The sequence below is a fragment of the Streptomyces sp. NPDC046303 genome (assembly GCF_055588085.1).
On record NZ_JBVJFA010000025.1, the window covers coordinates 27,876 to 46,139 of the forward strand.

General features: G+C 73.3%; 20 protein-coding genes. 13 read left to right on the top strand and 7 right to left on the bottom strand.

Features of this window, described 5'->3' with window-relative positions:
• Positions 1–63: 63 nt before the first annotated feature.
• Together ACZ6I1_RS24585 and ACZ6I1_RS24590 are read left to right on the top strand one after the other, a co-directional pair.
• A complete protein-coding gene (locus ACZ6I1_RS24585; protein WP_469290517.1) occupies positions 64–1,266 on the top strand; it encodes a DNA sulfur modification protein DndB in 1,203 nt (400 codons plus the stop codon).
• Positions 1,267–1,392: 126 nt separating this feature from the next.
• The gene (locus tag ACZ6I1_RS24590; RefSeq protein ID WP_469290518.1) at positions 1,393–2,040 is read left to right on the top strand and encodes an NYN domain-containing protein; all 648 of its coding nucleotides are present in this window, start codon (positions 1,393–1,395) and stop codon (positions 2,038–2,040) included.
• An 88-nt stretch (positions 2,041–2,128) separates the two neighbouring features.
• Here the strand turns inward: ACZ6I1_RS24590 and ACZ6I1_RS24595 are convergent, their stop codons facing one another.
• Together ACZ6I1_RS24595 and ACZ6I1_RS24600 are read right to left on the bottom strand one after the other, a co-directional pair.
• Positions 2,129–2,641: a GNAT family N-acetyltransferase gene (locus tag ACZ6I1_RS24595; protein ID WP_469290520.1), complete on the bottom strand. Its 513-nt coding sequence runs from the start codon at positions 2,639–2,641 to the stop codon at positions 2,129–2,131.
• Positions 2,642–2,675: 34 nt separating this feature from the next.
• Entirely contained in the window at positions 2,676–3,308 is a 633-nt protein-coding gene (locus tag ACZ6I1_RS24600; protein WP_469290522.1) for a TIGR03085 family metal-binding protein, read from the bottom strand.
• A 92-nt stretch (positions 3,309–3,400) separates the two neighbouring features.
• Here ACZ6I1_RS24600 and hisI point away from each other — a divergent pair, with 92 nt between their 5' ends.
• From hisI to lgt, 11 genes are all read left to right on the top strand, one after another.
• Complete coding sequence (hisI, locus tag ACZ6I1_RS24605; protein WP_469290524.1) at positions 3,401–3,769, top strand: phosphoribosyl-AMP cyclohydrolase; 369 nt, start codon at positions 3,401–3,403, stop codon at positions 3,767–3,769.
• 13 nt (positions 3,770–3,782) lie between these two features.
• The gene (locus tag ACZ6I1_RS24610; protein ID WP_469290527.1) at positions 3,783–5,273 is read left to right on the top strand and encodes an anthranilate synthase component I; all 1,491 of its coding nucleotides are present in this window, start codon (positions 3,783–3,785) and stop codon (positions 5,271–5,273) included.
• Between the two features lie 14 nt (positions 5,274–5,287).
• Positions 5,288–5,926: a TIGR02234 family membrane protein gene (locus ACZ6I1_RS24615; RefSeq protein ID WP_469290528.1), complete on the top strand. Its 639-nt coding sequence runs from the start codon at positions 5,288–5,290 to the stop codon at positions 5,924–5,926.
• A gap of 122 nt (positions 5,927–6,048) precedes the next feature.
• Positions 6,049–6,300 (top strand): HGxxPAAW family protein, encoded by a 252-nt coding sequence (locus tag ACZ6I1_RS24620; protein WP_469290529.1) that lies wholly within the window; start codon positions 6,049–6,051, stop codon positions 6,298–6,300.
• A gap of 76 nt (positions 6,301–6,376) precedes the next feature.
• Positions 6,377–6,898 (top strand): DUF2752 domain-containing protein, encoded by a 522-nt coding sequence (locus ACZ6I1_RS24625; protein WP_469290531.1) that lies wholly within the window; start codon positions 6,377–6,379, stop codon positions 6,896–6,898.
• Positions 6,899–7,070: 172 nt separating this feature from the next.
• Positions 7,071–7,880, top strand: coding sequence for an indole-3-glycerol phosphate synthase TrpC (gene trpC / locus ACZ6I1_RS24630; RefSeq protein ID WP_362300112.1), 810 nt, complete (start codon positions 7,071–7,073; stop codon positions 7,878–7,880).
• A gap of 7 nt (positions 7,881–7,887) precedes the next feature.
• Positions 7,888–8,100 carry a tryptophan biosynthesis modulator TrpM gene (gene trpM, locus ACZ6I1_RS24635; protein ID WP_469290532.1) on the top strand — a complete coding sequence of 71 codons (213 nt, stop codon included), beginning with the start codon at positions 7,888–7,890 and terminating at the stop codon, positions 8,098–8,100.
• Positions 8,101–8,320: 220 nt separating this feature from the next.
• Entirely contained in the window at positions 8,321–9,592 is a 1,272-nt protein-coding gene (trpB, locus tag ACZ6I1_RS24640) for a tryptophan synthase subunit beta (protein WP_469290534.1), read from the top strand.
• Positions 9,589–10,404 carry a tryptophan synthase subunit alpha gene (trpA, locus tag ACZ6I1_RS24645; protein ID WP_469290536.1) on the top strand — a complete coding sequence of 272 codons (816 nt, stop codon included), beginning with the start codon at positions 9,589–9,591 and terminating at the stop codon, positions 10,402–10,404. Before trpB ends, trpA begins: the two co-directional genes overlap by 4 nt.
• A gap of 111 nt (positions 10,405–10,515) precedes the next feature.
• Positions 10,516–11,493: a DsbA family protein gene (locus ACZ6I1_RS24650; protein WP_469290538.1), complete on the top strand. Its 978-nt coding sequence runs from the start codon at positions 10,516–10,518 to the stop codon at positions 11,491–11,493.
• Between the two features lie 88 nt (positions 11,494–11,581).
• Positions 11,582–12,547 (top strand): prolipoprotein diacylglyceryl transferase, encoded by a 966-nt coding sequence (gene lgt, locus ACZ6I1_RS24655; protein WP_469290641.1) that lies wholly within the window; start codon positions 11,582–11,584, stop codon positions 12,545–12,547.
• 208 nt (positions 12,548–12,755) lie between these two features.
• Here the strand turns inward: lgt and ACZ6I1_RS24660 are convergent, their stop codons facing one another.
• From ACZ6I1_RS24660 to ACZ6I1_RS24680, 5 genes are read right to left on the bottom strand one after another with little or no spacing between them, the layout of a single operon-like run.
• The gene (locus ACZ6I1_RS24660; protein WP_469290539.1) at positions 12,756–13,571 is read right to left on the bottom strand and encodes an HpcH/HpaI aldolase/citrate lyase family protein; all 816 of its coding nucleotides are present in this window, start codon (positions 13,569–13,571) and stop codon (positions 12,756–12,758) included.
• Positions 13,568–14,782 carry a CaiB/BaiF CoA transferase family protein gene (locus ACZ6I1_RS24665; protein ID WP_469290541.1) on the bottom strand — a complete coding sequence of 405 codons (1,215 nt, stop codon included), beginning with the start codon at positions 14,780–14,782 and terminating at the stop codon, positions 13,568–13,570. Before ACZ6I1_RS24665 ends, ACZ6I1_RS24660 begins: the two co-directional genes overlap by 4 nt.
• Positions 14,779–15,690, bottom strand: coding sequence for a ribokinase (gene rbsK, locus ACZ6I1_RS24670; protein ID WP_469290543.1), 912 nt, complete (start codon positions 15,688–15,690; stop codon positions 14,779–14,781). The genes ACZ6I1_RS24665 and rbsK overlap by 4 nt, the downstream gene beginning before the upstream one ends.
• Entirely contained in the window at positions 15,687–17,114 is a 1,428-nt protein-coding gene (locus ACZ6I1_RS24675; RefSeq protein WP_469290545.1) for an ADP-ribosylglycohydrolase family protein, read from the bottom strand. The genes rbsK and ACZ6I1_RS24675 overlap by 4 nt, the downstream gene beginning before the upstream one ends.
• Positions 17,111–18,262 carry an ADP-ribosylglycohydrolase family protein gene (locus ACZ6I1_RS24680; RefSeq protein WP_469290546.1) on the bottom strand — a complete coding sequence of 384 codons (1,152 nt, stop codon included), beginning with the start codon at positions 18,260–18,262 and terminating at the stop codon, positions 17,111–17,113. The genes ACZ6I1_RS24675 and ACZ6I1_RS24680 overlap by 4 nt, the downstream gene beginning before the upstream one ends.
• Positions 18,263–18,264: the final 2 nt, after the last annotated feature.

An 18,264-nucleotide genomic window follows, 5' to 3' on the forward strand; every position in this document is an offset into this window, starting at 1 on the left:
AACTGGAGTTGACCCCTACCCTGGCTCACATCGGCAATGGTGCCGAGGAGACGGGTGGGGACCATGGCCAAGCCGAACACCGATGAGATCGACCTCTCCGCAGGGATGTTCATCCGCTGCCTGCCGGTCGACGAGTGGACCACGCACATCCAGGTCCCCTTCAAGCACCTGAAGGTGATCACCCACGACCCGGTCGTGCTCCAGTCGGGAAACGCCAAACAGCGGCCCACCGACGTCACGGACGAGGACATCGAGCTGCACTCGCTGGTGCAGCGGGGACTGGAGCTGGGGAAGAAGACCAACATCCCCAAGTACGCCGCCTACATCCAGCGCTACGTGACCCGCGAGCGCGCCGCCGTGCTGCCCCCCATCCACCTGTGGACCGAACACCCTCTGTCCATCGTGCAGTCCACGCACCAGGGCGCCCTGCAGAACTTCCTCTGCGTCCCCCACGGCCTGAAGCTGATCGCCATCGACGGGGAGACCCAGCTGGCCAGCCACTACCACCTGGAGCGCTCCCTCGTCGGCAGGGAAGAGGAGCGGAAGCAGCACGCCGACACCTACCTGAGCGCGGTCGTGCACGACAACAGGACTCCGCTGGAGGCCCGCCAGTTCTTCTACGACCTCAACGTGCTGGGCGTCAGGGTGAACTCGGCCATCGCCCTCAGCATGGACACGGCCGACCCGCTGATGGAGGTCGTGGGGCGCCTCTCGGAGGAGATCCCCTTCTTCCGGGGGAAGGTCGAGCGGATCTCCCGCCAGATCAAGAAGAACAGCCCCAAGGTGGTCAAACTCCAGGACCTGCGGCAGTTCGTGGTCAACATGCTCCACGGCATCGCCGGCGTCCAGTACGGCACCAAGCCCGCCCCTGTCGACCACGTCGACCTGGCCGACCTCGAATCCGCCGCACGCGCCTGGCTGTCGGCCTACTCCGAGGCCTTCGCGGAGGAGATCGCCGACCGCGAGCAGTGCGTCGCCGCGATGGGCAGCGTGCTGGCCGCCGTCGGAGCGATGGGCCGCGGGATCCTGGAGGCCTCCGCCGAGGACCGGGCGGACCGTCTCCAAGAGCTGCTCGACAGCCTCAAGAAGGTGGACTGGCGCAAGGGCGACCACTGGCTGGGCACGGCCCTGACCAAGACCCCGCAGGGCAAGTACACGATCAACGGGCCCAAGCAGTCCGCCTACGCCGTCTTCGGCGCCCTGAGCGACCCCGCGAGCCCCGCCTACCGGGCCGTCCGCGGTGAGCCGGCATCACCGGCGCTCTGAGCCGCCCCCGCGCACCACGACGCACACGAAAAAACGGCCCCGTCGCCGGGGCCGTTCCTGTCGGCGTGACCGCCGAACTCGTATGAACCAACCGTAACAGGCGGGCCGTCCCCGCCGGGAGAACCTGTGAGCAGCGTCATCGCCTACGTCGACGGGCCCAACCTCGACTACTCCATCCGAGCGACCTTCGGCCACCGGTACCTCTGGCTGGACCTCGCGGCGCTGGTGGAGCGGCTGCGGCCCGACGACACCCTCGAGCGCGTCCAGTACTGCACCACCCTGGTCGTGAAGGACCCCGCGGCACTCGCGGACCAGAAGACGCACCTGGACGCCCTCGCCGCGCACCGCCCCCGGGACGTGCGGACCGAGCTCGGGCACTACACCGTGCAGAAGCCGCGCTGCGCCTCGTGCCGTCAGGGCTACCGGTGCGGCTGTACCCCGCCCCGCCGGTTCCGCCGGTTCGAGGAGAAGCGGACCGACGTGGCCATCGGCGCCCGCCTCGTCGAGGACAGCGCCCGGCGCGCCTCGGACATCGCGCTGATCGTGTCCGCGGACTCCGACCTCGTGCCCGCGGTCGAGGCCGCCCAGCGCCTGGACCCGCTGCGCAGGATCTACCTGGCCCTGCCGCCCGGCTACGCGAGGCCGAGCCCGCACTTCCGGTCGGTCGGCGCGTTCACGATCAACGAGACGGCCCTGCGCAACAGCCAGCTGCCCGAGACCGTCACCGAGCCCGCCACGGGCACTTCGTACAGCCGTCCCACCGCGTGGAAGTGAGCTGCGACAACCACGGCGCTACAGCCATCGCGCCTCGGAGCGGTGGCCGACCAGCGACTGGGCTACCGCCAGGCAGACGACGTGAGACTTACTCCAGCTCCTCCGCCAACAGGTCCATCAGCAGCCCGTCGTGCCAGCTGCCGTCCGGGCCGCGCTCGTACTGCCGCATGATGCCCACCGGGCGGAAGCCGACCTTGCGGTAGCACCGGATGGCGGCGGTATTGTCGGCGGCCGGGTCGATCACCAGCCGGCGGTATCCGTGATCATCGATCAGATGGCGTGCCAGGGCACGGACGGCGTCAGTGCCGAGGCCACTCCCGTGCACCGCAGGGTCGAGGTAGATGTCGATGTTGGCATGCCGGTAGTCCGGCTCGTCCTCGGCGCCCCACTGGATAGCACCGACCACCCTGCCGTCATGCTCGACCACGAAGGTCCGGACCCCGGGATCTTCGAGGTCCTGGGCCACCGCGGCCGTCAGGTCGTCGCCGCCTCGCCAGCGCGCGTACACCTCAGACGTGGTCCGGATCGCGGCCAGAGCGGGGATATCGCCCACCGTCGGCGGGCGAAGCGTCACCAAGGCTCCCCGCAGGACCGTCTGCATGCCACTGATCATCCCCGACCTCGGAGCCGCTCGTCTAGATGCCCAGTTTGGCCGTCGTCAGCTTGGCGACGGCCTCCTTGTCACCGTCCAGGGTGACAGCGGCGGCGTCCTGGCGGCCGAAGCAGAACAGCGTCAGCTCGCCCGGTTCGCCCGTCACCGTCACCACCGGCGCGCCCTTGTGCGCCACCGCCGTCTGGCCGTTCGGGCGGCGCAGGACCAGTCCGACCGGCGAGCGGCGGCCCGTCAGGCGGGCCAGCTTCTCCAGGCGGGACCACAGGGAATCCGAGAAGACCGGGTCCAGCTCCCGCGGGGACCAGTCGGGCTGCGCCCGCCGGACGTCCTCCGCGTGCACGAAGAACTCCACCGCGTTCGCCGCCTCGTCGATCTGCTTGAGCGCGTACACCGACATCCTCGGCGGGCCGGTCCGGATCAGCTGGATGAGCTCCTCGTACGGTTTGGCCGTGTACTCCGCCATCGCCGCGTCCAGGCGGTTCTTGAGCACGTTCAGCAGCAGGCCGCCCGCCGCGTCCGGGCGGCGCTCCCGGACCACCACGTGCGCCGCCAGTTCCCGGCAGGTCCAGCCGTCGCACAGCGTCGGCGCCTCCGGCCCGGCCGCCTCCAACAGGTCGGCCAGGAGCAGTCGTTCGCGCTTCGCATGGGTAGACATGCGGGCCAGCCTACGGCTGGAACGCGGCGCGCGCCCGCTCATCAGGCGGACGGGGATCCGTGCCGGGCACCGCGGCCCGGCACAATGGCCCCATGAGTACGCCCCCCCGCCCCGGCAGCCTCGATCCCGCCATCGCCGCACGCCTCAAGCGCTCCGCCGACGGCCTGGTGCCGGCCATCGCCCAGCAGTACGACACCGGTGAGGTGCTCATGCTCGGGTGGATGGACGACGAGGCCCTGCACCGCACCCTGACGACCGGCCGCTGCACCTACTGGTCCCGCAGCCGCCAGGAGTACTGGGTGAAGGGGGACACCTCCGGCCACTTCCAGCACGTGAAGTCCGTCGCCCTCGACTGCGACGCCGACACCGTGCTCGTCAAGGTCGACCAGGTCGGAGCCGCCTGCCACACCGGAGCCCGCACCTGCTTCGACGACGATGTCCTCCTCCGCGACGCCGACTAGGCAGGCCCCCCACATGGATCTCGATACGTTCCGCAAGCTCGCGGCCGACCGCCGCGTCATTCCCGTGAGCCGCAAGCTGCTGGCCGACGGGGACACCCCCGTCGGGCTCTACCGCAAGCTGGCCGCCGAACGCCCCGGCACGTTCCTGCTGGAGTCCGCCGAGAACGGCCGCTCCTGGTCCCGGTACTCCTTCGTCGGCGTACGCAGCGACGCCACCCTGACCGTGCGCGACGGCCAGGCGCACTGGATCGGCACGCCGCCCGTCGGCGTACCCACCGGCGGCGACCCCCTGGACGCGCTGCGCGTCACCGTCGAGACCCTGCACACGCCCCGCGACCTCGCGGGCGGAATGCCGCCCTTCACCGGAGGCATGGTCGGCTACCTCGGCTACGACATCGTCCGCCTCCTGGAGCGCATCGGCGAGCACACGGCCGACGACCTCGAACTGCCCGAGCTGACCATGCTGCTCACCTCCGACCTGGCGGTCATGGACCACTGGGACGGCACCGTCCTGCTCATCGCCAACGCGATCAACCACAACGACCTCGACACCGGCGTGGACGAGGCGTACGCCGACGCCGTGGCCCGCCTCGACGCCATGGAGGCGGACCTCGCGCGGCCCGCCCCGTACACCCCGACCCCGCTGCCCGCCTCCGAGCTGCCGCAGTTCTCCGCGCTGTGGGGCGGCGAGAAGTACCAGGCCGCCGTCGAGGACATCAAGGAGCGCATCCGGGCGGGCGAGGCCTTCCAGGTGGTGCCCTCGCAGCGGTTCGAAACCCCCTGCGAGGCCTCCGCGCTGGACGTCTACCGCGTGCTGCGGGCCACCAACCCCTCCCCGTACATGTACCTCTTCCGCTTCGAGAACGGCTTCGACGTGGTCGGGTCCAGCCCCGAGGCGCTGGTCAAGGTCGAGGACGGGCGGGCCATGGTCCACCCCATCGCCGGCACCCGGCACCGCGGCGCCACCCCGCAGGAGGACCACGACCTCGCCGAGGAGCTGCTCGCCGACCCCAAGGAGCGCGCCGAGCACCTCATGCTGGTCGACCTGGGCCGCAACGACCTGGGCCGGGTCTGCGAGCCGGGATCGGTGGAGGTCGTCGATTTCATGTCGATCGAGCGCTACTCCCACGTGATGCACATCGTCTCCACCGTCACCGGGCGGGTCGCCGAGGGCCGGACCGCCTTCGACGTGCTGACCGCCTGCTTCCCGGCGGGCACCCTCTCCGGCGCGCCCAAGCCCCGCGCCATGCAGATCATCGAGGAGCTGGAGCCCTCCCGCCGCGGCCTGTACGGAGGCTGCGTGGGCTACCTGGACTTCGCGGGCGACTCCGACACGGCCATCGCCATCCGCACCGCGCTGCTGCGCGACGGCACGGCGTACGTGCAGGCGGGCGCCGGGGTGGTGGCCGACTCGGTGCCCGAACTGGAGGACAACGAGTGCCGCAACAAGGCGGCCGCCGTGCTGCGCGCGGTGGGAGCGGCGAACCGCCTCCACGGCTCCTGAGGGCGTAGGGGATAGTGGGGTACGTGAGTGCCGTACCCCCGCCCCGAACCGATACCGAGGCCCCCGAGAGCAGGAGCAGCCGCCGCAGCGTGGCCGTCGCCCTGCTGCTCGGCACCCTCGGCTCCACCGTCGTCCTGCTCGCCTCCGGCCGGGTCTGGGCCCGGGGCACCACGGCCATCGGCGGCGATTCGCTCGCGGTGACCGCCGACGGGCAGGCCGTCACCGGCCTCCCGGCGGCTCTCGCCATCGTCGGCCTCGCGGCGCTGGTCGCCGTCTTCGCCGTACGCGGCAAGGGCCGGCTGCTGGTGTCGGGACTGCTGGCCCTCAGCGGCCTGGGCGCCGCGCTGTCCGCGGTCCTCGCCGCCGACGGCCGCCGGGCCCTGGACGCGGAGGCCGCCCGTACGACCGCGGACACCGCCGCCCAGGTGGCGGGGCTGACCCAGACGGCGTGGCCGTACGTCACGGCCGCCGGTGCGGCCCTGATCCTGGCCGCCGGGCTGCTGGCCCTGCGCTTCGGCCGCGGCTGGCCCGCCATGGGCGGCCGCTACGAGCGGGGCGCCGGCCCGCGGACGCACCAGGCGGCCGTGGTGGATCCGGACCGGCCCGAGGATCTGTGGAAGGCTCTGGACCGCGGTGAGGACCCCACCGGCTGACGCACCCCCCGTGTGACGGCGGCCCGGCCCGGTGCGGGACAATGGGCACCGAGCGTTCGACACGCACCGCGACACACCGCGCGCTCGACAGAGCACCGCGACAGAGCAACGAGGAGCAACTCATGGCGGGCACAGACCACGGACACACCCCGGCCGCCTGGACCGGTGTCACCATCGCCTTCATCGGCTTCTGCATCTCCGGCGCCTTCATGGTGCTCGCGAACCCGATCGGCTTCTGGGCCGGCATGGTCGTGGTCGCGCTCGGCGGTGTCGTCGGCATGGCGATGAAGGCGGCGGGCATGGGCGCGCCGAAGGCCTCGCACAAGGACCTCGCCGAGGCCATCGCAGCCTCCAAGGTCCCCGCCAAGGTCTGAGCGCGGTCCACGGAGGATCCGAAAGGCGCGGCCCGTCGGGCTGCGCCTTTTGTCATGACCGGGTGAGAATCAGCGGGTGGACGCCCCCGACGCCTTTCGCAGCCCCGACACCCCGCCGCCGCAGACTGCCCGGCCGCACACCGCGCCGCCGCACACCGCGCCCGCCGTGCCGCCGCACACCGCGCCCGCCGTGCCGGCGACCCGGGCCCGGCGGCTGCGCGCACCGGCGCTCACCCTGGCCGCGGCGGCCGCGGCGTTTGCTTACGTAGGCACCGTGGATCCGAACGAACCGGGTCACTACCCGGTCTGTCCGCTGCTGCGGCTGACCGGCATCCTGTGCCCCGGCTGCGGTGGCCTGCGCAGCGCGCACGCGTTCGTCCACGGCGATCTGATCACGGCATTCGGGGCGAATGCCCTGGCCGTCACGGGCTATTTCGTCTTCGCGGCATTCATGCTCCTGTGGCTGGTACGCGCCGTTCGCGGCGGCCCCGTGCCCCGCCTGGCCCTGCGCCCGCCGTACTGGTGGGCGATCGGCGGGGCGGCCGTGGTGTTCGCCGTCGTCCGAAATCTTTCTTTCGGCTCCGCGCTGGCCCCCTGAGGCCCGTACGGGGCCCGGATGAAGCCCCGATTCCGAATGTCCAGTTACTGGGACGGCGTCAACCGCGTGCGGAGGGCAAGGCCTCCTGCGGATACCATTTGATTGCTGACCTTGCAGTTGTACGTGTCTGCAAGGCGGCCGACCGTCATCGACCCGGAAGGGGGCCGCTCGCGTGAGTGTGCTCGACGAGATCATCGAAGGGGTCCGCGAAGACCTTGCCGAACGGCAGGCCCGCGTGAGCCTCGACGAGCTCAAGGAGCGTGCCGCCAAGGCGCCCCAGGCCAAGGACGGCGTCGCCGCACTGCGCGGTGACAGCGTCAAGGTGATCTGCGAGGTCAAGCGCTCCAGCCCCTCCAAGGGCGCGCTGGCCGCGATCGCCGATCCGGCCGGGCTCGCAGCCGATTACGAGGCGGGCGGTGCGGCGGTCATCTCCGTCCTCACCGAACAGCGCCGCTTCGGCGGCTCGCTGGCCGACCTGGAGGCCGTCCGCGCCCGCGTGGACATCCCCATCCTGCGCAAGGACTTCATCGTCACGGCGTACCAGCTGTGGGAGGCCCGCGCCTACGGCGCCGACCTCGTGCTGCTGATCGTCGCGGCGCTGGAGCAAGAGGCCCTCGTCTCCCTCATCGAGCGGGCCGAGTCCATCGGCCTGACCCCGCTCGTCGAGGTCCACGACGAGGAGGAAGTGGAGCGCGCGGTCGCCGCCGGCGCCAAGATCATCGGCGTCAACGCCCGCAACCTCAAGGACCTCAAGGTCGACCGCTCCACCTTCGAGCGCGTCGCCCCCGAGATCCCGGCCCACATCGTCAAGATCGCCGAATCCGGCATCCGTGGTCCGCACGACCTCATCGCCTACGCCAACGAGGGCGCCGACGCCGTCCTCGTCGGGGAGTCCCTGGTGACCGGCCGCGACCCGAAGGCGGCCGTGGCCGACCTCGTCGCCGCCGGCGCCCACCCCGCCCTGCGCCACGGGCGGAGCTGACCGCTCCATGGCCCGCCCCCGTCCCTCCGTCGGCACCCGGCCCGGCCGTCGCGGCCCCGTCGGCGTGCAGACGGCGCACGCGCCCCTGGCGCGCGGCTGCCGCCCCCGCGGCTGCCGCGCTCCGGCCCGGCGCGTGCACGGCCGGCGGGTCCGGTACGTGATCGGCTCCGAGCCCGGTCAGGTCAACGGCATGCGATGGCGCCCCGGAGACGCGCCGTAACGAGGACCCGAGGCCGGGCGGTACGAGACGTACCGTACCGCGCCGCGGTGGTCCCGTACGGCCTGCCGCCCGGGCCCGACGGCTCGGGGCGGCGGGTTCTCCCTCCCCAAGACAGCGCAGAGCCAACCCCCGTGCGGGTATGCGGCTGCGCGTGTCGCGGGCGGGCGGCGCCATACGGTGAAAACCACTCGTCGCATCCCGTTCCCGTAGGAGCACTGGCATGTCCAGCCAATTCTTCATCCCCGACCCGGAGGGTCACGTTCCCAACGCCGAGGGTTACTTCGGTGACTTCGGCGGCAAGTTCATCCCGGAGGCGCTCGTCGCCGCCGTGGACGAGGTCGCGGTCGAGTACGAGAAGGCCAAGGCCGACCCGGCCTTCGCGGCCGAGCTCAACGACCTGATGGTCAACTACACCGGCCGCCCCAGTGCCCTCACCGAGGTGCCCCGGTTCGCCGAGCACGCCGGCGGCGCGCGGATCTTCCTCAAGCGCGAGGACCTGAACCACACCGGCTCCCACAAGATCAACAACGTGCTGGGCCAGGCACTGCTCACCAAGCGCATGGGCAAGACCCGCGTCATCGCCGAGACCGGCGCCGGCCAGCACGGGGTGGCCACGGCCACCGCCTGTGCGCTCTTCGGCCTCGAGTGCACCGTCTACATGGGCGAGATCGACACCCAGCGCCAGGCCCTGAACGTGGCCCGGATGCGGATGCTCGGCGCCGAGGTCATCGCCGTCAAGTCCGGCTCCCGGACTCTGAAGGACGCCATCAACGAGGCGTTCCGCGACTGGGTCGCCAATGTGGACCGGACCCACTACCTCTTCGGTACGGTCGCCGGCCCGCACCCCTTCCCGGCCATGGTCCGCGACTTCCACCGGGTCATCGGCGTCGAGGCCCGCCGCCAGATCATCGAGCGCGCCGGCCGGCTGCCCGACGCCGTCGCGGCCTGCGTCGGCGGCGGCTCGAACGCCATCGGCCTCTTCCACGCCTTCATCCCCGACGCCGAGGTCCGCCTGGTCGGCTTCGAGCCCGCCGGGCACGGCGTCGAGACCGGCGAGCACGCGGCCACGCTGACCGCGGGCGAGCCCGGGATCCTGCACGGCTCCCGCTCCTACGTCCTCCAGGACGAGGAAGGGCAGATCACCGAGCCGTACTCCATCTCGGCCGGTCTGGACTACCCGGGCATCGGCCCGGAGCACTCGTACCTGAAGGACACGGGCCGCGGCGAGTACCGCGCGGTCACCGACGACGCCGCGATGCAGGCCCTGCGGCTGCTCTCCCGCACCGAGGGGATCATCCCGGCGATCGAGTCGGCGCACGCCCTCGCCGGCGCCCTCGACCTGGGCAAGGAGCTGGGCGAGGACGGCCTGCTGGTCGTGAACCTGTCCGGCCGCGGTGACAAGGACATGGACACGGCCGCCCGCTACTTCGGGCTGTACGCGGAGCAGCCGAGCGCGACCGAGAACGACGCCACCGAGGGGGAGTCGAAGTGAGCACGGGCACCATCCAGCTGCTGAGCGACACGCTCGCGAAGGCGAAGTCCGAGGACCGCGCGGCCCTCGTCGCCTACCTCCCGGCGGGCTTCCCGACCGTCGACGGAGCCATCGAGGCGGTCAAGGCCGTCATCGCGGGCGGCGCGGACGTGGTCGAGGTCGGGCTGCCGCACAGCGACCCGGTCCTGGACGGCGCGATCATCCAGACCGCCGACGACATCGCCCTGCGCGGCGGAGTCAAGATCGCCGACGTGATCCGGACGGTCCGCGAGGCGCACGAGGCCACGGGGGCCCCGGTCCTGGTGATGACGTACTGGAACCCCATCGACCGCTACGGCGTCGAGCGGTTCACCGCCGAGCTGGCGGCGGCGGGCGGAGCCGGCTGCATCCTGCCCGACCTGCCGGTCCAGGAGTCCGCGCTGTGGCGCGAGCACGCGGACAAGCACGGTCTGGCGACCGTCTTCGTCGTGGCTCCCAGCAGCAAGGACGAGCGGCTGGCCACCATCACGGCGGCCGGTTCCGGATTCGTCTACGCGGCCTCGCTGATGGGGGTCACCGGCACCCGCGCCTCGGTCGGCGCCGAGGCGAAGGAGCTGGTCGGACGGACCCGCCGGACCACCGATCTGCCGGTCTGCGTGGGCCTGGGCGTCTCCAACGCCGAGCAGGCCAAGGAAGTGGCCGGATTCGCGGACGGCGTGATCGTCGGCTCGGCCTTCGTCAAGCTGCTGCTGGACGCGCCGGACCTGCCGGCCGGGCTGGCCGCCGTACGGTCGCTGGCGGGCGAGCTCGCCGAAGGCGTGCGCAGGAGCTGACGGGCGCGTTCGATGCAAAGGCGCGGACACCTGAACGGGTTCTGTAGCCCGATCGGGTGGAAGTGGGAGCGGGGAGGCACGCGAGTGCCTCCCCGCTTCGTTTGGCCGAACGTGAGCGAGAAGAACGACGGTGCGAACCGCGATGCGACGAAACGATCGGCCCGCGAGCGACTGCAGGTGGAGCGCGAGCGGCAGAAGGCCCGGGACAAGCGTCGGCGGACGCTCATCGTGTCGGCGGCGGTGGTCGGCGTACTCGGCCTGGCCGCGGTCGTCGGCCTGATCGCGGCCAACACCGGAAAGGACGGCGGCGCCGACAAGGCGGGTCCGGTGGTCGCCCCCTCCGGGGCCACCGGCAAGGACGCGCTGGCCATCCGGACGGGCAAGGACGAGGCCAAGTCCACCCTGACCGTCTGGGAGGACTTCCGCTGCCCCGCCTGCAAGGGCTTCGAGGACAACTACCGGGAGACGATCCACGAGCTCGAGGCCAAGGGGCTGCTCAAGGTCGACTACCACCTGGTCACGCTCATCGACGGGAACATGGGCGGCAGCGGCTCGCTGAAGAGCGCCAACGCGGCGGCCTGCGCCCAGGACGCCGGGAAGTTCACGGCGTACCACGACCTCCTCTTCCAGAGCCAGCCGGAGGAGGTCGACGACGCCTACGGCAAGAACGCGAAGCTGCTGGAGCTGGCCGCCAAGGTGGAGGGGCTGGACACCCCCGCCTTCCGCTCGTGCGTCGAGGACGGCACGCACAACAGCTGGGTGGCCAAATCCCACGAGGCGTTCCGCGAAGGAAAGTTCCGGGGCACGCCGACCGTGCTGCTGGACGGCAAGGACATCTTCTCCGACCAGGCCAATCCGCTGACCCCGCAGAAGCTGAAGGCGCAGGTGGAGGCGGCGGCCAAGGGCGCCTCCGGCGGCGGCACGGCCAAGGGGGCGGGGGAGGCCTCTCCGTCGGCCTCGGTCTCGGCGTCGGGCTCGGCCTCGGCGTCACCGTCCGCCGGCGCGTCGAAGGGCGCATCGAAGGCGGGCTCGAAGACCCCCTCGGGCACCCCGTCGAAGGGCACCTCGGCCGGGGCCGCCGAGCGCTGAGAAACGCCCGGGCCGTGTGTTGATTCGGTATCGGCTTGCCGGGCGGGTTGCGGTGTGCACCGCCCGGCAGGGTAGCGTCATGTCTGCCATGGACATTGCTTACATCCCCAGTCCGTCGACCGGCGTGATCCATCTCGGACCGATCCCGCTCCGCGGCTACGCGTTCTGCATCATCATCGGCGTCTTCGTCGCTGTCTGGCTCGGCAACAAGCGGTGGGTCGCGCGCGGCGGAAAGCCGGGCACGGTCGCGGACATCGCCGTGTGGGCGGTGCCCTTCGGCCTGGTCGGCGGTCGCCTCTACCACGTGATCACCGACTACCAGCTCTACTTCGGCGAGGGCCGCAACTGGGTCGACGCCTTCAAGATCTGGGAGGGCGGCCTCGGCATCTGGGGCGCGATCGCGCTCGGCGCGGTGGGCGCCTGGATCGGCTGCCGGCTGCGCGGCATCCCGCTCCCGGCCTGGGCGGACGCCCTCGCACCGGGCATCGCGCTGGCCCAGGCCTGCGGCCGCTGGGGCAACTGGTTCAACCAGGAGCTGTACGGCAGGGCCACCGACCTGCCGTGGGCGGTGGAGATCAGCGCGGGCCCCAACCGGGACGCCGGCACCTACCACCCGACCTTCCTGTACGAGTCGCTGTGGTGCATCGGCGTCGCCGTCCTGGTCGTCTGGGCCGACCGCCGCTTCACGCTCGGGCACGGCCGGGCCTTCGCCCTGTACGTGGCCGCGTACTGCGTAGGCCGCAGCTGGATCGAGTACATGCGGGTCGACGAGGCACACCACATCCTGGGCCTGCGGCTCAACGTGTGGACCTCGATCGTGGTCTTCGTCCTGGCCGTCGTCTACTTCGTCCTGTCGGCGAAGCTGCGGCCGGGCCGCGAGAAGGTGGTCGAACCGGACCGCTCCAAGGACACGGACGGCGACACCCCGGCCCCGGCCGACGCGGACGCCGACCCCGAGGGCACGCCCTCGGACGCCGCCGGCGCGAAGGCGGCCGTCCTGACGAAGGACGCGCCCGCCGAGCAGGGCGAGGCCCCGGAGGCCAAGAAGCTCTGACCCAACGGGTCACACAGGGGGTGCCGCGCACGATGCGGCACCCCCTTCGGCATCCAGGCGTTCCGGACACCATCCAGCCGGCACAGGCACCATCCGGCGCCGAGTGGCCCCCTCCAGCCCCGCCGGCGTTTGAGGCGCGGGGTCTGGGGCGGAGCCCCGGCAACGGCGCTGCACCGGCCCCCTCCGCGGAGCCTCCGCAGGGCCCCGGTCAGCGCCCCGCCATCCGCGCGGCGAGCGCAAGGGTGCGGTGGGCGGCGGCCACCACCGCCGGGTCCACGAAGCGCCCGTCCGGCAGCGCGAGCGCCCCCGGCGTGGCACGGGCCGCGCTCAGGACCTCCTCCGCCGCGTGCACCTCCTCCGGCGCGGGCAGGTACGCCCGCTCGATCACCGGCAGCTGGCGGGGATGGATCGCGGCCCTGCCCAGGAAGCCGAGCCCGCGGCCGCGCGCGCAGGAGACGGCCAGCGCCTCCAGGTCCCGGATGTCCGGGAACACCGACTGGACCGGGGGCGCCAGCCCGGCCGCGCGGGCCGCCACCACCACCCGGCAGCGGCACCAGTCCAGGCCCGGCTCCGCGCTGACGGCCAGGTCGGCCCGCAGATCGGCCTCCCCGAGGGAGAGCCCGCGCAGCGCGGGGTGCGCGCGGGCGATCTCGTACGCGCGCTCCACGCCCAGCGCGGACTCGAGCAGGGCGTGCAGCCCCACCCCGCCGGTGCGGTCCGCGGCGGCCACGACCTGCTCCGGAGCGCTGATCTTGGGCAGCCGGAGCCCGGCCAGGCCGCGCAGTCCGCCGAGGGCGGCGAGGTCGGCGCCGCCCCAGGGAGAGCCGAGAGCGTTGACGCGGACGTGGACGGGGACCGGGGGCCGCTCGGCGAGCAGCTCGGCGGTGGCGGCGCGGGCGTACTCCTTGCGCGAGGCCGGTACCGCGTCCTCCAGGTCCACGATCACGGCGTCCGCCCCGCAGCCGAGGGCCTTGGCCACCACCGCCGGGCGGTCGCCCGGCGCGTACAGCCAGGTCAGGATCACAGCGCCCCCTCGCTCCGCAGCGCGCCGATCTCGGCCGCCGTCAGGCCCAGCTCGGCCAGGACCTCGTCGGTGTCCGCGCCGTGCGGGCGGCCGGCCCAGCGGATCCCGCCGGGGGTCTCGGAGAGACGGAAGAGGATGTTCTGCATCCGGATCGGTCCGAGCTCCGGGTCCTCGATCTCGGTGACCGTGTCCAGGGCCGCGAACTGCGGGTCCGCCATCACGTCCCGGACGTCGTAGACCTGGGCGACGGCCGCCTGGGCCTCCTCGAAGGCGGCGACGACCTCCTCGGCCTTGTGGCGGGCGATCCAGCCGCCGACCGCCTCGTCCAGGACGTGCCCGTGTGCCGCCCGCCCGGAACCGGTGGCGAACCAGGGCTCGGCGATCAGCTCCGGCCGCCCCACCAGGCGCAGTACCCGCTCGGCGACGGACTGGGCCGAGGTGGAGACCGCCAGCCAGCGGCCGTCCGCACTGCGGTAGGTGTTGCGGGGCGCGTTGTTCGTGGAGCGGTTGCCGGTGCGCGGCTGGACGTAGCCGAGCTGGTCGTACCAGAGCGGGTGCGGGCCGAGCACCGTGAGGATCGGCTCGATGATGGCCAGGTCCACGACCTGGCCGCGGCCCGTGCGGTCGCGTCCCGCGAGGGCGGTCATCACCGCGTACGCGGTGGTCAGCGCGGCGATGGAGTCCGCGAGCCCGAACGGCGGCAGGGTCGGCGGCCCGTCCGGCTCCCCGGTGATCGCGGCGAAGCCGCTCATCGCCTCGGCGAGGGTGCCGAAGCCGGGGCGGTGGGCGTACGGGCCCTGCTGTCCGAACGCCGTGACGCGGGTCAGCACCAGGCGCGGGTTGGCGGCGGACAGCTCGGGCCAGCCCAGGCCCCATTTCTCCAGGGTGCCGGGGCGGAAGTTCTCGATGACCACGTCGGCGGTGGCGGCGAGGCGCAGCAGGGTGTCCCGGCCGCCGGGCGTGGACAGGTCGAGGGTGATCGTCCGCTTGTTCCGGCCGAGCAGCTTCCACCACAGCCCGATGCCGTCCTTGGCGGGGCCGTGGCCGCGGGAGGGGTCGGGGCGGCCGGGGTGTTCGACCTTGACCACCTCGGCGCCGAAGTCGCCGAGCAGGGTGGCGGCCAGCGGTCCGGCGAAGAGGGTGGCGAGGTCCAGGACGCGGAGTCCGGCCAGTGGTCCGGCGGGGTCCGCTGCGCCGGCACGGGGGGTCACGACGCGGCTCCGGGCCGGTCCGCGGCGAACGCATCGGTCTCCGCGCGGGTCGGCATCGAGTCCTGGGCGCCGGGCCGCTGGACGGAGAGCGCGGCCGCCGCCGAGGCCCAGCGCAGCGCCTCGGGCATCGGACGGCCCTCGCCCAGGGCCACGGAGAGGGCGCCGACGAAGGTGTCCCCGGCGGCGGTGGTGTCCACGGCCCGGACCCGCGGAGCCGGCACGGTCAGCGGCTCCCGGCCGCGGGCGGCGTACAGGACCCCGGCGGCACCGAGGGTGACCACCACCTCGGGTACGGCGTCCAGCAGGGCCGCCGCGCACTGCGCGGGGTCGGTGAGCCCGGTGAGGGCGGCGGCCTCGTGCTCGTTGGGGACCAGCAGGTCGGTGGCGGCGAGGAGCCCGGCGGGCAGCGGCTGCGCGGGGGCCGGGGTGAGCACCGTACGGACGCGGTGCGCGCGGGCGGCGAGGGCGCCGGCGAGGACGGCCTCAAGGGGCAGTTCGAGCTGGAGGAGCAGGGCGTCGGCGGCGGCGATCCGGGTCTCGTCGCCCGCCTCCAGGCCGGTGACGCGGGCGTTGGCGCCGGGGATCACGATGATGCTGTTGCCGCCCTCGTCGTCCACCGTGATGTGGGCGGTGCCGCTGGCGCCCTCGACGGTGCGCAGGGCCGCCGTGTCGACCCCGTCGGCGGTGAGCGCGGAGCGCAGCCGCACGCCGAACGCGTCGGCCCCGACCGCGCCGATCATCACCACCTGCGCGCCGCAGCGGGCCGCGGCGACGGCCTGGTTGGCGCCCTTGCCGCCGGGGACGGTGCGGAAGGCGCGGCCGGTGACGGTCTCCCCGAGGCGGGGGGCCTTGGGGACGTAGGCGACGAGGTCCATGTTCGTACTGCCGAGCACGGCGATGGCCGTCATGAGCGTGCTGCCTCCTGTGCGGTGAGCCGGTGGGTGAGGTGGGCGAGGGTGTCGAAGCCGATGCCGTCGAAGCCGGGGACCGTGGTGGCGAGGCGGTTCTTCAGGGGCGCCGCCCAGCGGTGCGGGACCTCCCCGGTGATCAGCGCGCAGAGGGCGCCGACGGTGGCGCCGTTGGAGTCGGTGTCCCAACCCCCGGACACGGCCCGGCAGATGGAGTGGGTGAAGTCGCCGTCGGCGTGGGTGAGGGCGGCGGCGATCAGGGCCGTGTTGGGGACGGCGTGCACCCAGTGGTAGTGACCGTAGCGGGCGTGCAGGCGGTCGGCGACACGGTCGAAGTCGGGCTCCTCGCGGGCAGCCCGGATCCCGGAGCGGACGGCCTCGGCGAGGCGCGAGCGGGGCGGTACGACGGCCAGCCCGGAGCGCAGCGCGGTGTGGACGCCGGCGCGGCCGGTGGCGGCGGTGGCCGTGGCGGCGGCGATGAACAGGGCGGCGTAGACGCCGTTGCCGGTGTGCGTCAGGGCGGCGTCGCGGTAGGCCTGGGCCGCGGCGGCGGCCGGGTCGCCGGGGTTGGTCCAGCCGTGGACGTCGGCGCGGATGAGGGCGCCGATCCATTCGCGGAACGGGTTGTGGTGGGTGGCGGTGGCGGGCGGCTCCAGCCCGAGGAGGAGGTTGCGGTAGGCGACGCGCTCGGCGGTGAAGGTCCGGCCGGCGGGCAGCTCGTCGAGCCAGAGCCGGGCCACGTCGGCGGTGGTGAAGGCCTTGCCGTGCCGCTGGAGCAGGAGCAGGCCGAGGAGGGGGTAGTTGAGGTCGTCGTCCTCGGGCATGCCGTCGATGTTCTCGGCCAGGGAGGTGGGGGCCGAGCGGCGGTTCCAGGGGTACGCGGCCAGCAGCTGCGGCGGGACGCCGCGGGCGCTGAACCAGTCGTTCAGCGGCCAGTTCCCGGCGGCCCGGGCCAGCGCCCGGATCCCGTCGAGCGGCAGCTTCTCCACGGGCTTCCCGAGCAGGCACCCGACGGCCCGCCCCACCCACGCGGCCTCCAGCCTGCGGCGCAGCGCGGGGTCCGGGCGGGGGCCGGGCCCTGGGGCCGGGGAGTCCGGGCGGGGCGCGCCCGCCGGGCGGGGGTCCGGGCCGTCGGCGGCGGGCCAGGTGGCACGGACGGCTTCCCAGGACTGCGGTTCGGCGGCGGCCAGCGGGGAGGGAAGGGCGGCGAGTTCGTCGAGCAGGCGGTGGGCCAGGGCCCGCAGGGCCGGATCCGACGGGCCGGGGGACGCCCCGGCGCGGGCGGGGGCCGGGTGCCCGCCCGCGGCCAGCCAGACCCGCCGCACACCCTCCGGGTTCCGCCCGTCCTCGACCGCCTGCCGCAGCTCGTGGCCGACGAGGTCCTCGGGCTGCGCCCAGGTGAGCCGTAGGCGGGGCGCGGTCATCGGGGTGTGCAGATCGCGGTGAAGGCCGACTCGTGGGCGCGGCGGCGGGTGCGGTCCAGGGCGAAGACCTCGCGGGCCACCGCGGCCAGCGCCCCGGCGGGGGCGTGCAGGTCGAGGCGGCTGGCCTCGGCGACCTGCTTCGACCAGGCCTCCGGGATCACGGACTCGCCGCCCAGGGCCCCGGCGACGGCCCCCGCCATGGTGGCGATGGAGTCGCAGTCCCGGCCGTAGTTGACGGCTCCGAGCACGGAGGTCTCGTACGCCCCGTCCGCGATCAGCAGCATCCCGAGCGCGATCGGGAGCTCCTCGATGGAGTGGAGGCGCGAGGGGCGCCGCGCACCGAGGGAGGGCGAGCGGTAGTCCGGGCCCACCGTGTCGTACGGGGCGACCGCGGCCCGGAGCGGGGCCAGCGCCGACTCGACCTCGCGGTGGCGTGAGGCGGTTTCCGCGACGGCGGCGATGGCGGCGCGCGTGCCGTCCTTGGCCAGGGCGAGGGCGGTGTCCACCACGGAGGCGGCCGTCGCCCCCGGCAGGCACGCGGCCGCCACCGCCGCCGCGAAGACCCCCGCCGCCTCCCGCCCGTACGAGGACTGGTGCGCCCCGGCGATGTCCAGGGCCTCCGCGTACGCGCCCGCCGGGTTGCCCGCGTTGACGATGCCGACCGGGGCCATGTACATCGCCGCACCGCAGTTGACGATGTTGCCGCTGCCGGCCTCGCGGGGGTCGGCGTGCGCGTAGTGGAGGCGGGTGACGATCCACTTCTCGGCGAGGAAGATCCGCTGGAGGGGGAGGGCCTCCGCCTCCAGTTCGGGGATCCAGCGGGGGTTGCCCATCAGGTCCGGGACCAGGTGCTCGGCGACCGCGTAGGCGTCGAGGTGGTCCCGTACCGCCTCGTAGACCCGTACCAGGGCGTGCGTCATGAGGGTGTCGTCGGTGACGTGCCCGTCCCCCTTGTGGTACGGGGCGATCGGGCGGGCCGTGCGCCAGTCCTCGTGCCAGGGGCCGACGATGCCGTGCACCCGGCCGCCGTGCCGTTCGACGATCTGGTCGGGGCTGTAGCCCTCCACCGGCCCGCCGAGCGCATCGCCTACGGCGGCCCCGACGAGAGCGCCTGCGGCCCGTTCCTCCAGCGTGAGCGTGAGCGTCATGT

Excerpts from the sequence above, each read along its gene's own strand:
- ACZ6I1_RS24585 (WP_469290517.1), top strand. The coding sequence starts at position 64 with ATGGCCAAGCCGAACACCGATGAGATCGACCTCTCCGCAGGGATGTTC.
- ACZ6I1_RS24595 (WP_469290520.1), bottom strand. The coding sequence starts at position 2,641 with ATGCAGACGGTCCTGCGGGGAGCCTTGGTGACGCTTCGCCCGCCGACG.
- ACZ6I1_RS24600 (WP_469290522.1), bottom strand. The coding sequence starts at position 3,308 with ATGTCTACCCATGCGAAGCGCGAACGACTGCTCCTGGCCGACCTGTTG.
- hisI (WP_469290524.1), top strand. The coding sequence starts at position 3,401 with ATGAGTACGCCCCCCCGCCCCGGCAGCCTCGATCCCGCCATCGCCGCA.
- ACZ6I1_RS24610 (WP_469290527.1), top strand. The coding sequence starts at position 3,783 with ATGGATCTCGATACGTTCCGCAAGCTCGCGGCCGACCGCCGCGTCATT.
- ACZ6I1_RS24620 (WP_469290529.1), top strand. The coding sequence starts at position 6,049 with ATGGCGGGCACAGACCACGGACACACCCCGGCCGCCTGGACCGGTGTC.
- trpM (WP_469290532.1), top strand. The coding sequence starts at position 7,888 with ATGGCCCGCCCCCGTCCCTCCGTCGGCACCCGGCCCGGCCGTCGCGGC.
- trpB (WP_469290534.1), top strand. The coding sequence starts at position 8,321 with ATGTCCAGCCAATTCTTCATCCCCGACCCGGAGGGTCACGTTCCCAAC.
- lgt (WP_469290641.1), top strand. The coding sequence starts at position 11,582 with ATGGACATTGCTTACATCCCCAGTCCGTCGACCGGCGTGATCCATCTC.
- rbsK (WP_469290543.1), bottom strand. The coding sequence starts at position 15,690 with ATGACGGCCATCGCCGTGCTCGGCAGTACGAACATGGACCTCGTCGCC.
- ACZ6I1_RS24675 (WP_469290545.1), bottom strand. The coding sequence starts at position 17,114 with ATGACCGCGCCCCGCCTACGGCTCACCTGGGCGCAGCCCGAGGACCTC.
- ACZ6I1_RS24680 (WP_469290546.1), bottom strand. The coding sequence starts at position 18,262 with ATGACGCTCACGCTCACGCTGGAGGAACGGGCCGCAGGCGCTCTCGTC.